This window comes from Nocardioides mesophilus (genome assembly GCF_014395785.1).
GTDB classification, from domain to species: domain Bacteria; phylum Actinomycetota; class Actinomycetes; order Propionibacteriales; family Nocardioidaceae; genus Nocardioides_B; species Nocardioides_B mesophilus.
Genome location: NZ_CP060713.1, coordinates 3,434,376 through 3,446,135, shown reverse-complemented (window position 1 = coordinate 3,446,135; position 11,760 = coordinate 3,434,376). Strand labels below are relative to the sequence as shown.

The 11,760-nt window shown below is 73.2% G+C and carries 14 protein-coding genes; 3 read left to right on the top strand and 11 right to left on the bottom strand.

Going from position 1 to position 11,760, the window contains the following annotated elements; translation table 11 throughout:
• Window positions 1-28 precede the first annotated feature (28 nt).
• The 9 genes from mutM to H9L09_RS16550 form a co-directional block, all read right to left on the bottom strand.
• Window positions 29-880, bottom strand: a complete 852-nt coding sequence (mutM, locus tag H9L09_RS16590) for a bifunctional DNA-formamidopyrimidine glycosylase/DNA-(apurinic or apyrimidinic site) lyase (protein ID WP_187577947.1) — start codon at window positions 878-880, stop codon at window positions 29-31.
• Between the two features lie 14 nt (window positions 881-894).
• Complete coding sequence (gene rnc, locus H9L09_RS16585) at window positions 895-1,653, bottom strand: ribonuclease III (RefSeq protein ID WP_187577946.1); 759 nt, start codon at window positions 1,651-1,653, stop codon at window positions 895-897.
• A 14-nt stretch (window positions 1,654-1,667) separates the two neighbouring features.
• On the bottom strand, window positions 1,668-1,853 hold the full coding sequence (rpmF, locus tag H9L09_RS16580) for a 50S ribosomal protein L32 (protein ID WP_187577945.1): 186 nt from the start codon (window positions 1,851-1,853) through the stop codon (window positions 1,668-1,670).
• A gap of 5 nt (window positions 1,854-1,858) precedes the next feature.
• A complete protein-coding gene (locus H9L09_RS16575) occupies window positions 1,859-2,407 on the bottom strand; it encodes a YceD family protein (RefSeq protein ID WP_187577944.1) in 549 nt (182 codons plus the stop codon).
• A gap of 174 nt (window positions 2,408-2,581) precedes the next feature.
• Window positions 2,582-3,091, bottom strand: a complete 510-nt coding sequence (locus tag H9L09_RS16570) for a hypothetical protein (RefSeq protein ID WP_187577943.1) — start codon at window positions 3,089-3,091, stop codon at window positions 2,582-2,584.
• A 119-nt stretch (window positions 3,092-3,210) separates the two neighbouring features.
• Complete coding sequence (coaD, locus tag H9L09_RS16565; RefSeq protein ID WP_187577942.1) at window positions 3,211-3,702, bottom strand: pantetheine-phosphate adenylyltransferase; 492 nt, start codon at window positions 3,700-3,702, stop codon at window positions 3,211-3,213.
• Between the two features lie 40 nt (window positions 3,703-3,742).
• Entirely contained in the window at window positions 3,743-4,315 is a 573-nt protein-coding gene (gene rsmD / locus H9L09_RS16560) for a 16S rRNA (guanine(966)-N(2))-methyltransferase RsmD (protein ID WP_187577941.1), read from the bottom strand.
• A gap of 7 nt (window positions 4,316-4,322) precedes the next feature.
• Window positions 4,323-6,533 carry an ATP-dependent DNA helicase RecG gene (locus H9L09_RS16555; protein ID WP_187577940.1) on the bottom strand — a complete coding sequence of 737 codons (2,211 nt, stop codon included), beginning with the start codon at window positions 6,531-6,533 and terminating at the stop codon, window positions 4,323-4,325.
• Between the two features lie 9 nt (window positions 6,534-6,542).
• Entirely contained in the window at window positions 6,543-8,189 is a 1,647-nt protein-coding gene (locus H9L09_RS16550) for a DAK2 domain-containing protein (RefSeq protein ID WP_187577939.1), read from the bottom strand.
• 206 nt (window positions 8,190-8,395) lie between these two features.
• On the opposite strand from H9L09_RS16550, the gene rpmB reads away from it, so the two are divergent.
• A complete protein-coding gene (rpmB, locus tag H9L09_RS16545; protein WP_129987087.1) occupies window positions 8,396-8,581 on the top strand; it encodes a 50S ribosomal protein L28 in 186 nt (61 codons plus the stop codon).
• 136 nt (window positions 8,582-8,717) lie between these two features.
• Here the strand turns inward: rpmB and H9L09_RS16540 are convergent, their stop codons facing one another.
• Window positions 8,718-9,689, bottom strand: a complete 972-nt coding sequence (locus H9L09_RS16540; RefSeq protein ID WP_187577938.1) for a thiamine-phosphate kinase — start codon at window positions 9,687-9,689, stop codon at window positions 8,718-8,720.
• Window positions 9,690-9,788: 99 nt separating this feature from the next.
• On the opposite strand from H9L09_RS16540, the gene H9L09_RS16535 reads away from it, so the two are divergent.
• Complete coding sequence (locus H9L09_RS16535) at window positions 9,789-10,025, top strand: Lrp/AsnC family transcriptional regulator (protein ID WP_187577937.1); 237 nt, start codon at window positions 9,789-9,791, stop codon at window positions 10,023-10,025.
• Between the two features lie 20 nt (window positions 10,026-10,045).
• Window positions 10,046-10,537 carry a DUF3515 domain-containing protein gene (locus H9L09_RS16530; RefSeq protein ID WP_187577936.1) on the top strand — a complete coding sequence of 164 codons (492 nt, stop codon included), beginning with the start codon at window positions 10,046-10,048 and terminating at the stop codon, window positions 10,535-10,537.
• 49 nt (window positions 10,538-10,586) lie between these two features.
• Here H9L09_RS16530 and H9L09_RS16525 read toward each other — a convergent pair whose 3' ends face one another.
• A complete protein-coding gene (locus H9L09_RS16525) occupies window positions 10,587-11,708 on the bottom strand; it encodes a D-alanine--D-alanine ligase family protein (protein WP_187577935.1) in 1,122 nt (373 codons plus the stop codon).
• Window positions 11,709-11,760: the final 52 nt, after the last annotated feature.

The window sequence follows — 11,760 nt, the reverse complement described above, 5'->3', positions numbered from 1 at the left end:
GGCTGTGTCGGCCCGCGGATGGGCGGAGTCAGCGGGCGCGCAGCCGGGGCCGCGGCTGGCAGCGGGGACAGAAGTAGGACGACCGGTTCATGAACGACACGCGCACGATCGGCGTGCCGCAGCGCGAGCACGGCAGGCCCACCTGCCCGTAGACCTCCAACGACCGGTCGAAGTAGCCGCTCTCGCCGTTGACGTTGACGTAGAGCGCGTCGAAGGAGGTGCCCCCCTGCGCCAGCGCCGAGGTCATCACCTGCCGGACACCGGCGAGCACCTCGCGCACCTGGGCCTTGGTGAGCCGGGTGCCGGGCCGGTCACCGTGCAGACGGGCCAGCCACAACGACTCGTCGGCGTAGATGTTGCCGACGCCGGAGATCACGCCCTGGTCGAGCAGGATCCTCTTGATACCCGAGCTGCGCTTGCGGACCCGGGAGACGAAGACGTCCTCGTCGAACAGCGGATCCATCGGGTCCCGGGCGATGTGGGCGATCTCGGGCGGTAGCTGCGCGCCCCCTTCGGAGATCGCCAGTCCGCCGAACATCCGTTGGTCGACGAACCGCAGCTCGTACGGCGCGTCGAGGCGCAGCCGCACGCGCAGGTGCCGCTCGTCGGGGGCCGCCGAGGGCTGCACCAGCATCTGACCGCTCATGCCGAGGTGGCCGAGCAGCGCGTCGCCGCTGTCGAGCGGCAGCCAGAGGTACTTGCCGCGACGGCGGGCGTCGAGCACGCTCCGCCCGGTCAGTCGGGCCGCGAAGTCGTCGGCCCCGGCGACGTGCCGGCGGATGGGCCGCGGGTGCAGCACGGTGACGTCGGTGAAGGTGTGGCCCACGACGTGGGCCTCCAGCCCGCGGCGGACGACCTCGACCTCGGGGAGCTCGGGCACGGCGTGTTCCGACCTCAGTCGGAGGTGGCGGCGGGCTGGGCCAGGCCCGGCACCTCGCCGTAGGCCTCCGCGATGTGCCGGTAGGCCGTCTCCGCTGCCTGCTGCTCGGCCTCTTTCTTGGACCTGCCGGTGCCGTGACCGTAGAGCTCGGAGCCCACCTGCACCTGCGCGGTGAAGGTCTTCTCGTGGTCCGGACCGTCGTCCTCGATGACGTACTCCGGCACACCGAGCCCGTGCTCGGCGGCCAGCTCCTGGAGGCTGGTCTTCCAGTCGAGACCTGCACCGAGGCGCGCGGCGTTGACCATCAGCGGGTCGAAGAGCAGGTGCACGACGTCGCTGGCCGCCTCGAAGCCGCCGGAGAGGTAGACCGCTCCGATGACTGCCTCCACCGTGTCGGAGAGGATGGAGGACTTGTCGCGGCCGCCGGTCGACTCCTCGCCGCGGCCGAGCTTCACGTGCTCGCCGAGGCCGATGGTGCGAGCCACCTCGGCGAGGGCTCGCGCGTTCACGACCGCCGCCCGGAGCTTCGCCAGCCGTCCCTCGGAGAGGTCGGGATGGGTGCGGAACAGCGTGTCGGTGATGACGACGCCCAGCACCGAGTCGCCCAGGAACTCCAGGCGCTCGTTGGTGGGCAGTCCACCGTTCTCGTACGCGAACGAGCGGTGCGTCAGCGCCCGGTCCAGGAGCTCTGGCTCCAGGACCGGGTCGCCGAGGGCACTGCGCAGCTCAGGGGGGTCCCGCAGGTCCTGCGGGTCCTGGCTGCGCTGGCTCATGTCGCGTCCGTCGTTCAGAGGACCTGGCGACGCTCGGTGCGCGCGCCGTACTGGCCGCACTCCGGGCAGGCGCGGTGCGGCAGGTGCTTCGCACCGCAGGCCGGGTTGGCGCAGTTCACCAGCGAGGGCGCGACGGCCTTCCACTGCGAGCGACGGTGACGCGTGTTGCTGCGCGACATCTTCCGCTTCGGAACAGCCACTTAACTCACTCCTCTTGTCCGCCGGTGATCCGGCCGGGTACGTCGTCGTCGGCCAGCTCTTGGAGCGCCGCCCACCTGGGGTCGATCGGCTCGTCGTGCTGGTGGCCCGGATCGTCTGCGAGACGTGCACCGCACTCGATGCACAACCCCGGGCAGTCGTCCTGGCACAGCGGCTGGAACGGCAGTGCAAGCACCACCGTGTCCCGCAGCAGTGGCTCGAGGTCGACCAGGTCGCCCACGAGCCGGCTGGTAGCGCCGTCCTCCTCGCCTGCGGCGGTGTCGCTCTCCTCGTAGACGAAGAGCTCCTGGAAGTCGACCGTGACCTCGTCACGGATCTCCTCCAGGCACCGGACGCACTCCCCCTCCAGGACGACCGTGGCCGTGCCTGTGACGAGGACGCCCTCCATGACCGCCTCGAGCCGGAGATCCAGCTCGACAGGCGACCCTTCGGGGACGCGAAGCACCTCGATACCGAGATCTGCCGGCGCCGGCACCGTCACGGTCTGCAGGCGTTGCGACCCCGGGCGGCGGCCGAGCTCGCGGGTATCGAGCACGAGCGGCGCTCTCGGGTCGAGACGCACAGCATGTCCGTTCAGGTCAGTGGAGCCAACAGATCACAGTCCCGCCCACCGTCGGCCCGGGTCAACCTGGTTGACGTCGAGACGGGGCACGCAGGACCGTCGACAAGGGTACCGAACGGTGCCCCTTGCGACCAAAACGTCGCGGCCTCAGCGCTCGAGGTGCTCGGGCAGCCGGATCTTGTCGACCTCGGCGTCGGTCAGCGAGCTGAGCTCGGTGCGGCCCGCCAGCCGCTCACGGCCGCGCTTGACCGCGTCCATGGTCCGCTCCAGGGTGATCTCGAAGTTGGCCAGCTTCGCGTCGACGTAGTCGTCGGTCTCCTGCCGCAACCCGTCCGCCTCGGCGTGCGCCTGCTCGAGGACCCGGTCCGCCTCGCGCTTGGCGAGCCGGAAGACCTCGGTGTCGGAGACGATGTGCTCGCGCTCGTTCTTGGCCTCCGCGACGATCTCGGCGGCTTCCTTGCGGCCCTCCTCGACCACGACCTCCCGCTCGGCCACCACCTGCTGCGCGTCGCTGAAGGCGGTGTCGACCGCAGCACCGAGCTCGTCGACCAGGGCCAGCAGCTCGGCCCGGTTCACGACCGCCGACGCCGACATCGGCATCGATCGGGCTTCCTCGATCGCCCGGCGGATCTCGGCCAGCTTGTCGTGCACGTTCACGTTGTCCCTTTCCAGTGGCGCTCGGGGGAATCCCCGGCCGTTTGTACCCTCCCCCTGAGCACCCGACACAGCATGTTCCTCCCGAGGGTACGCGCCCGCGGAGGCTGCAAGAGCAGCCCTCAGGCCTCCTCGGCCCGCTCCCGCAGCCGGACGGTCATCCGCTCGAGCACCGAGGCCGGCACCAGCGAGGAGACGTCCCCGCCGAAGGTGGCCACCTCCTTGACGAGGCTGGAGGCGAGGAAGGAGTACTCCGGGCTGGTCGGCACGAACACCGTCTCGATGTCGGCGAGGCTGGAGTTCATCTGGGCCATCTGCAGCTCGTAGTCGAAGTCGCTGACCGCCCGGAGTCCCTTGACGATGGCGACGACCCCCTGCTCGCGGCAGAAGTCGGTGAGCAGCCCCGTGAAGCCGGCGATCCGCACGTTGCCGAGGTCGGCGCACACCTCGGTGAGCATCTCGATGCGCTCCTCCGGCGTGAACAGGCGGCGCTTGGACTTGTTCACCCCGACCGCGACGACGACCTCGTCGAACAGCGTGGCGGCGCGCCGGACGATGTCGAGGTGTCCGTTGGTCACCGGGTCGAACGATCCTGGGCACGCGGCTCTGCGCACGAGTGGCTCCTGAGGCTGGGGGCGGCCGGCGGGCGGCGGCTCAGGAGGTCCCGGCCGCTGCGTGACCGTACCAAAGCACGGTCTCGCCGTAGCGACGCGATCGGCCGGCGAAGAGCCCGTCCGGCCAGGTCGGCGCGACCCCGCGCACCGACCGCTCGACCACCACGACGGCCTCCGGCGCGAGCCAGCCGTGCGCGACCAGCGCGCCGAGGTCGGCCTCGACCTCCGCGGCCGACAGGGCGTAGGGCGGGTCGGAGAAGACCACGTCGTACGGCGCCCGCGGCGGCGCCTGCAGCGTCCGGCGCACCGCCGCGGCGACCACCTCCACCGAGCGGAAGCCGAGGTTCCGGGCGTTGTCGCGCACCAGCGTGGCGGTGCGTCGGTCCTGCTCGACGCTGGTCAGCATGCCGGCGCCGCGGGAGACCGCCTCCAGACCGACCGCGCCGGAGCCGGCGTACAGGTCCAGGAACCGCAGCCCGGCCACCGAGCCGAGCTCGGCCTCGAGGGAGGAGAAGAGCGCCTCGCGCACCCGGTCGGAGGTCGGCCTGGTGTTCTCGCCCTGGGGCGTGCGGATCCGTCGGCCGCCGGCCGAGCCCCCGATGATCCTGGTCACAGATGACTCACGCCTTCTCGAGGAAGTCGGCCTGCTCGGTCTCGCGGAGCCGTTGCACGGCGGCGCGCAGGTCGGGCTGCTCCCCCAGCGTCGGGTCCGCCTCGACGAGGGTCTCGGCCGCGGCCCGCGCCCGGGCGATCACGTCCTCGTCGCGGAGCACCGACAGCAGCCGCAGACCGGACCTCGTCCCGGACTGCGAGGCTCCGAGGACGTCCCCCTCACGGCGCTGCTCGAGGTCGAGGCGGGACAGCTCGAAGCCGTCGGTCGTCGCGGCCACCGCGCCGACCCGCTCGCGGGCCGGCGACCCCTGCTCCGCCGAGGTGACCAGCAGGCAGAGCCCGGCATGCCCCCCGCGGCCCACCCGGCCGCGCAGCTGGTGCAGCTGGGAGACCCCGAAGCGGTCCGCGTCGAAGATCACCATGGCCGTCGCGTTGGCGACGTCGACCCCCACCTCGATGACGGTCGTGGACACCAGCACGTCCACCCGGCCGGCGGCGAAGTCACGCATCGTGTGCTCCTTGCGGTCCGCCGGCTGCCGGCCGTGCAGCGGCTCCACGCGCAGACCGTCGAGCGGGCCGGTGGCCAGCATCGGGGCGAGCTCCTCCACCGCGGTCAGCCCCGCCTCGTCGCTGCCCGTCTCCTCCCCGGTGCGCCGGGCGTCGTCGCCGATCCGGGGGCACACCACGTAGCACTGGCGGCCGGCCTCGACCTCCTCGCGCACCCGGGCCCACACCCGGTCGATCCAGGCGGGTTGCTCCGCGAGCGGGACCACGGTGGTCTGGATCGGGGCCCGGCCTCCCGGCAGCTCGCTGAGTGTCGAGGTCTCGAGGTCGCCGAAGACGGTCATGGCCACCGTCCGCGGGATCGGCGTCGCGGTCATCACCAGCACGTGCGGCGGGGTGACCCCGGCCTTCTCGGCCAGCGCGGCACGCTGCTCGACGCCGAAGCGGTGCTGCTCGTCGACGACCACCAGACCGAGGTCGGCGAACTGGACCCGCTCCTCGAGCAGCGCGTGCGTGCCGATCACGATGCCGGCCGCGCCCGAGGCGGCGTCGAGCAGCGCGCTGCGCCGGGCGGCGGCCCCCGAGGACCCGGTGAGCAGGGCGACCGTGGTGGCGTCGGCCGCGCCGCCGAGCATGCCGCCGGCGGCGAGGTCGCCGAGCAGCGCGGTGACGGAACGATGGTGCTGCTGGGCGAGCACCTCGGTCGGCGCCAGCAGCGCCGCCTGTCCCCCGGAGTCGACGACGCGGAGCATCGCCCGCAGCGCCACGACCGTCTTGCCGGAGCCGACCTCGCCCTGGAGCAGCCGGTGCATCGGGTGACCGGCCGCGAGGTCGCCGAGGATCTCCGCCGACACCTGCTCCTGGCCCGCGGTCAGGGTGAACGGCAGCCGCGCGTCGAAGCGGTCCAGCAGCCCGTCCGGCCGGCCGGTGCGCGGCTCGGCGGCGAGGGCCCGCAGCTCCTGCCGGCGACCGGCGAGGACCACCTGCGTGACGAAGGCCTCCTGGAAGCGCAGCCGCTCCTCCGCCGCCCGGCGCTGCTCGACGGAGTCGGGGCGGTGGATCCACTCCAGGGCGGTCCGGGCGTCGACGAGGTCGTGCCGACGACGTACGTCCTCGGGCAGCGGCTCGGGGACCTCCTCGATCATCGCGAGCGCGAGGTGGATCGCCTTCTGGATCTGCCACGAGTGCAGCGAGGCGGTGGCGGGGTAGAGCGTGACCAGGTCGGGCATCGCGTCGAAGGCGGCCAGGCCCAGGTCGGCCTCCTCGACGGCGTCGTCGCCCTCGAACACCTCCGTCTGCGGGTTGACCAGCTGCCAGCCGTCGCGGAACCGGCCCACCTTGCCGGAGAAGAGCGCCATGCTGCCCTTCTTCATCCGCGAGGCCCGCCAGCTGGCCGTGTGCTGGGTCCGGTCGAAGAAGGTCAACGTCAAGGTGTCGCGCTCGGTGGCCACGGTCACCTCGAGCCGGTAGGCACGCCGCCCGGTGCGCTTGTCCTGGTAGGGCCGCTGCTCGGACCTGAGCACCATGGCGACGCAGGTGATCTGGTCGCCGATGGTGAGGTCGCCGAGGTCGCTCACGCTGCCCTTCTCGACGTAGCGCCGCGGGTAGTGGGTGAGCAGCTCCCCGACCGTGAGGTAGCCGAAGGCCTTCTCGATCTTGGGCGCGGCGGAGCCGGCGACGACGCGGAGCTTGGAGTCCCAGGTGACAGCAGGCACGGTTCCTCCCTACTCCACGCCGACCAGGAGCGGGTAGCGGTCCTGGCCGCCGTCGTAGACGACGACGTCGACCATGGGGTGCCGGGACGCGAGGTGCTTCGAGCACCGGTCGGGCAGGTCGCCGGCCCCCTGCCCCGTCACCAGCGTCACCAGCTCCCCGCCTCCGCCGAGGAGCCGCTCCAGCACCTCCACGGCCACAGTGAACAGGTCGGCACCGACAACGGTGAAGTCTCCCTCGATCGCGCCGAGCACGTCGCCGGGCTCGCACGGTCCGGCGGTGGTCATCGCCCGGCGCGCGGCCACGGTGACACCACCGGAGCGGGCATGGCGGGCCGCCGCGGTCATCTCCAGCACGTCCTGGTCGAAGCCGCGTCCGGGCTCGTGCACGGCCAGCGCGGCGAGACCCTGCACCTGGGTGCTGGTCGCGATCACCCTCACCCGCAGCCCGAGCTCCTCGTGCGCGGTCTGGGCGGCCGCCTCGGCCACCGGCACCGAGTCCCGGTCGTTGGGGAGCACCACCACCTCCGCGGCACCGCTGCCGGTGATCGCCTCCAGGACCTCGGCGGTCGAGGGACGGCTGCCCGGCCCGCCGCGCAGGACGACGGCCCCGGCCTGGCCGAACAGCTCCGCCAGGCCGCTGCCGGCCGCGACGACGACCACCTTGCGCCCCTGCCGCTCGGCGCCCGCGGCGTCGCCCGACCAGCGGCCGTCCTGCTCGGCGAAGTGGGTGACCCGGATCCGGTGCGGCCGTCCGGCCTCGATGCCCGCCTCGACCGCGGCGCCCACGTCGTCGACGTGCACGTGCACGTTCCACAGGCCCTCGCCGCCGATCACCACCAGCGAGTCCCCCAGCGGCGCCAGCCGCTGCTTGAGGGTCGGGATGGCGGCGTCGGCGGCGTCGAGCAGGAACATCACCTCGTACGCCGGGCCGCTGGCCCGCAGGTCGCCGGTCGGCAGCGGCATCGCGATCGCCCGGGTCCCGATCGGCACGTGGTCCGAGACCGGACGCCGGCCGGTCACAGCGGTCTCGGCGGCGTCGAGGATCACGCAGAGGCCGCGGCCGCCGGCGTCGACCACCCCGGCGTCGCGGAGGACCTGCAGCTGCTCGGGGGTCCGGGCGAGCGCCTCGCGGGCCGCCGCGGCGGCGGCGCGCACCACGTGCCCGAGCCGGGCCCGCGGCTCGGACGCCTTCCGCTGCGCGGCGTCGGAGGCGGCCCGGGCCACGGAGAGGATGGTGCCCTCCACCGGCACGCCGACCGCCGCGTAGGCGGCCTCGGTCGCGCGCACCAGGCCCTCGGCCACGACCGCGGCGGCACGGTCCTGCGGCGGGGACTCGCCGAGCCGGCGGCACATCGCCCCCATCAGCTGGGCCAGGATCACCCCGGAGTTGCCGCGGGCGCCCATGAGCGCGCCGCGGGCGAAGCCGGCCAGGCCGGCGGCCAGGTCACCGGGCGGCTGCGCGAGCACCAGCGCGTCCCGGGCGGACTCGAAGGTGAGGAACATGTTGGTGCCGGTGTCGCCGTCGGGCACCGGGTAGACGTTCAGGGAGTCGATCTCCTCGCGCGCCGCGGCGAGGGCGGTGAGCGCGATCTCGCAGAACCGCGCCAGGGTTCCCAGGTCGAGGGCGGCGCGGACGTCCGGCTCGTCGTACGGCATCGGCCCTCCCTCGGCGGCTCGTGGGCGCTGGTCTGCCCGGCTGTCGGTCTGCTGACGGCCTCCGGCCGACCGCGGCGCCCAGGGTAGTCGAGCCCTCGATTGGCGCCCTCGTGGGCGTTCAGATACTCTTGAGCGGTTGTCCACGCCTATGTGGCAGGTCCCCAGGGCCTGAACCAAGCACCTCGATCAACCCCCAGGAGTTCACGGTGGCTGCCGTCTGTGACATCTGCGCCAAGCGCCCGGGCTTCGGTCACAACCGGCCGTGGTCCCGCAAGATTACGAAGCGTCGCTTCAACCCGAACATCCAGCGCGTCCGCGCCACGGTGAACGGGGCCCCGAAGCGCCTCAACGTGTGCACCGGCTGCCTGAAGGCCGGCAAGGTCTCCCGCTGACCGCTGCACACCGCTGACAGAGCCGCCCCTCGGGGCGGCTCTTCGCGTCTCCGGGTCCGCGCGCTTCCGGCACCGACCCGGAACGCCGCCACCGACCGGCCGGGCACGGGTCCCGGCCGGTCGGGCCCAGCGCTGCTCAGAAGTGCCGGTGTCCGGTGGGCCCCTCGTAGGGCGCCCCGTCCACGGTGACGCCGGTCCCCTCGGCGACGCTGCCGATGACCGTCCAGGCCGGCCCGAGCGCGGACCCGGCCGGGAACGTGGCCGCGAGCGGGTGGTCGTCACCGCCTCCGAGGATGAAGCCGAGCGGGTCCGCGCCGAGCGCCGCGCCGACCGCGAGGAGCGGCTCGGGGATATCGAAGCTCGCCGTCGCGACGTCCACCGCCACCCCGCTCGCCTCGGCGAGGTGACCGAGGTCGGCCAGCAGCCCGTCGGACACGTCGATCAGCGCTGTCGCCCCGAGGCCGGCGGCCTCGGCCCCGGCGCCGTACGGCGGCTGCGGGCGGCGGTAGGCCTCCACCAGCGCGCGCGGCGAGCGGAAGCCGCGGGTGAGCACGGCGAGCCCGCCGGCCGCCCAGCCCTGCCGCCCGGCCAGCGCCACCACGTCCCCGGGCCGGGCGCCGGCGCGGGTCACCGGGTCGCCGTCGACCACGCCCAGCGCGGTCACCGCGATCACCAGCTGGTCGGAGCTGGTGACGTCGCCGCCGACGATGCTGGCCCCCACCTCGGCGGCCTCCTCGGCCATCCCGTCGGCGAGCTCGAGCAGCCACTGGGCGGGGAGGTCCGGCGGCGCGGCCAGCCCGACCGTCAGCGCGGTGGCGCGACCGCCCATGGCGTTGAGGTCGGAGAGGTTCTGGGCCGCGACGCGGTGCCCGACGTCGGCCGCGGAGGCCCAGTCGCGCCGGAAGTGCCGGCCCTCGACGACCAGGTCGGTGGAGACCACCACCCGCTCGTCGGGCATCGTCACCACCGCCGCGTCGTCGCCCGGGCCGAGCAGCACCTGCTCCCCCTGGGGAAAGCGACGGGTCAGCTCGGCGATCAGCCCGAACTCGCCGAGGTCGGCGAGGGTGGTCGCGGGGGTCAGGGACACGGGGGGCCGGGACGAGGACATGGGTGCCATTCAAACCGATGACCCGACCGTGTTCCGGGGCGGACTCGGCTCAGGGTAGGTTGACGATCACACGAGCCCCTCGAGACCGCAGGAGTGACCATGGTGGTTCAGGCCTACATCTTGATCCAGACCGACGTCGGCAAGGCCGCCGAGGTCGCGGCCGAGATCGCCGACGTCAAGGGCGTCACCCTGGCCGAGGACGTCACCGGGCCCTACGACGTGATCGTGCGGGCCGAGGCCCGCAACGTCGACGAGCTGGGCAAGCTGGTCGTCGCCAAGGTGCAGAACATCCCCGGCATCACCCGCACGTTGACCTGCCCCGTCGTGCACATCTGACGAAGGCTCTCTCCTCCCGCATGCCCCGACGACGCCCGGTTCTCCGCGAACCGGGCGTCGTCGCCGCTACGGCGGCGCTCCTGCTCACCAGCGCCTGCGGCGGCCCGCTGCACGTCGACCCGGCGGACGCGCCCGGCGACCAGGCCAAGGCCTGCCGGCGCCTGGTGGCGGCGCTGCCGGAGACGGTCGCCGACCAGCCCCGGCGCGACGTCGACCCCGCCGGCAGCACCGTCGCCGCCTGGGGCGACCCGGCCATCGTGCTGCGCTGCGGCGTCGGCACCCCCGACGGGTTCGACGACCTCTCCACCTGCCAGGTGACCAACGGCGTCGGGTGGTTCATCCCCGAGGAGCAGATCACCGGCGAGCCGACGGAGATCCTGATGACCACCGTGGACCGGACGCCGGCGGTGCAGGTTCGGATCCCGCGGGAGTACTTCCCGCCGGCCGCGGCGATGGTAAACCTCGCCGCGGCGATCAAGCAGACCACGGTGCAGGACGACCCCTGCCTCTGAACCCGGCCGGTCGGCCCGGGCGGTCAGCCGAGCCGGTCACCGTGGCGGGTCAGCGCAACCCGGTGTCGCGGTGCAGGGCCAGCTGCACCAGGCGGTCCACCAGCGCCGGGTAGTCGAGCCCGGTGGCCGCCCACATCCGCGGGAACATCGACGACGGTGTGAACCCCGGCATCGTGTTGATCTCGTTGATCACCAGTCGGTCGTCGGCCAGCAGGAAGAAGTCCACGCGGGCCAGACCCTCGCAGCCGAGCGCCTCGAACGCCTGCGCGGAGAGCGCCTGCACCCGGGTGACCACCTGCTCGGGCAGGTCGGCCGGCACGTCGAGGCTGGTCTGCTCGCCGGGCAGGTACTTCGCGGCGAAGTCGTAGAACTCGTGCTTCGCGTCGATCCGGATCTCCGCGACCACGCTGGTGTCGGGTGGGTTCGTGCCGAAGCCCTGCAGCACCCCGCACTCGATCTCGCGGCCGCCCTCGGCGGCGGTCTCGACCAGCACCTTGGGGTCGTGCCGGCGGGCCTCCTCGACGGCGGCCTCGAGGTCGCTGCGGTCCCGGACCTTGCTGATGCCGAGGCTGGAGCCGCCGCGGCACGGCTTGACGAACACCGGGTAGCCGAGCGAGTCGACCGCCTCCAGACAGGCGGCGCGATCGGTCGCCCAGGCCCGCGACGTGATCACCGTGTAGGGCAGCACCGGCAGGCCCTGTGCCTGGAAGGCGACCTTCATAAAGGCCTTGTCCATGCCGACCGCGGAGGCCAGCACCCCGGCGCCGACGTAGCGCACCCCGGCCATCTCCAGCAGCCCCTGCACCGTGCCGTCCTCGCCCCAGGGCCCGTGCAGCACCGGGAACACGACGTCGACCTCGCCGAGCGTCCGGGGGGCGGACCCGCCCGGCTCGGAGACGACCAGCTCGCTGGAGTGGGCGGCGCTGGCGAGCGCGACGCCGGCGCGGCTGCCGTCCACCTCCGGCAGGCAGTCGGCGGAGGTGAAAGTCAGCCGGGCCGGGTCCGGTGACTCCAGGACCCAGCGGCCGTCCTTGGTGATGCCGACCGGGACGACGTCGTACCGCTCGGGGTCGAGGGCCTGCAGGACGCTGCCTGCCGTCACGCAGGAGACGGAGTGCTCGCTGGAGCGGCCTCCGAAGACGACGGCGACACGAGGTTTGCGGAAGTCCATGGTTCCCCGAACCCTACCGGCCGGGGCGGCGGCGGCCGTGGCGCCTCGTAGG

What these genes read in the sequence shown, in the direction of transcription:
- H9L09_RS16530 (WP_187577936.1), top strand. Translation starts at nt 10,046, where the DNA reads ATGCCCCGACGACGCCCGGTTCTCCGCGAACCGGGCGTCGTCGCCGCT.
- H9L09_RS16550 (WP_187577939.1), bottom strand. Translation starts at nt 8,189, where the DNA reads ATGCCGTACGACGAGCCGGACGTCCGCGCCGCCCTCGACCTGGGAACC.
- H9L09_RS16540 (WP_187577938.1), bottom strand. Translation starts at nt 9,689, where the DNA reads ATGTCCTCGTCCCGGCCCCCCGTGTCCCTGACCCCCGCGACCACCCTC.
- rnc (WP_187577946.1), bottom strand. Translation starts at nt 1,653, where the DNA reads ATGAGCCAGCGCAGCCAGGACCCGCAGGACCTGCGGGACCCCCCTGAG.
- H9L09_RS16535 (WP_187577937.1), top strand. Translation starts at nt 9,789, where the DNA reads ATGGTGGTTCAGGCCTACATCTTGATCCAGACCGACGTCGGCAAGGCC.
- H9L09_RS16525 (WP_187577935.1), bottom strand. Translation starts at nt 11,708, where the DNA reads ATGGACTTCCGCAAACCTCGTGTCGCCGTCGTCTTCGGAGGCCGCTCC.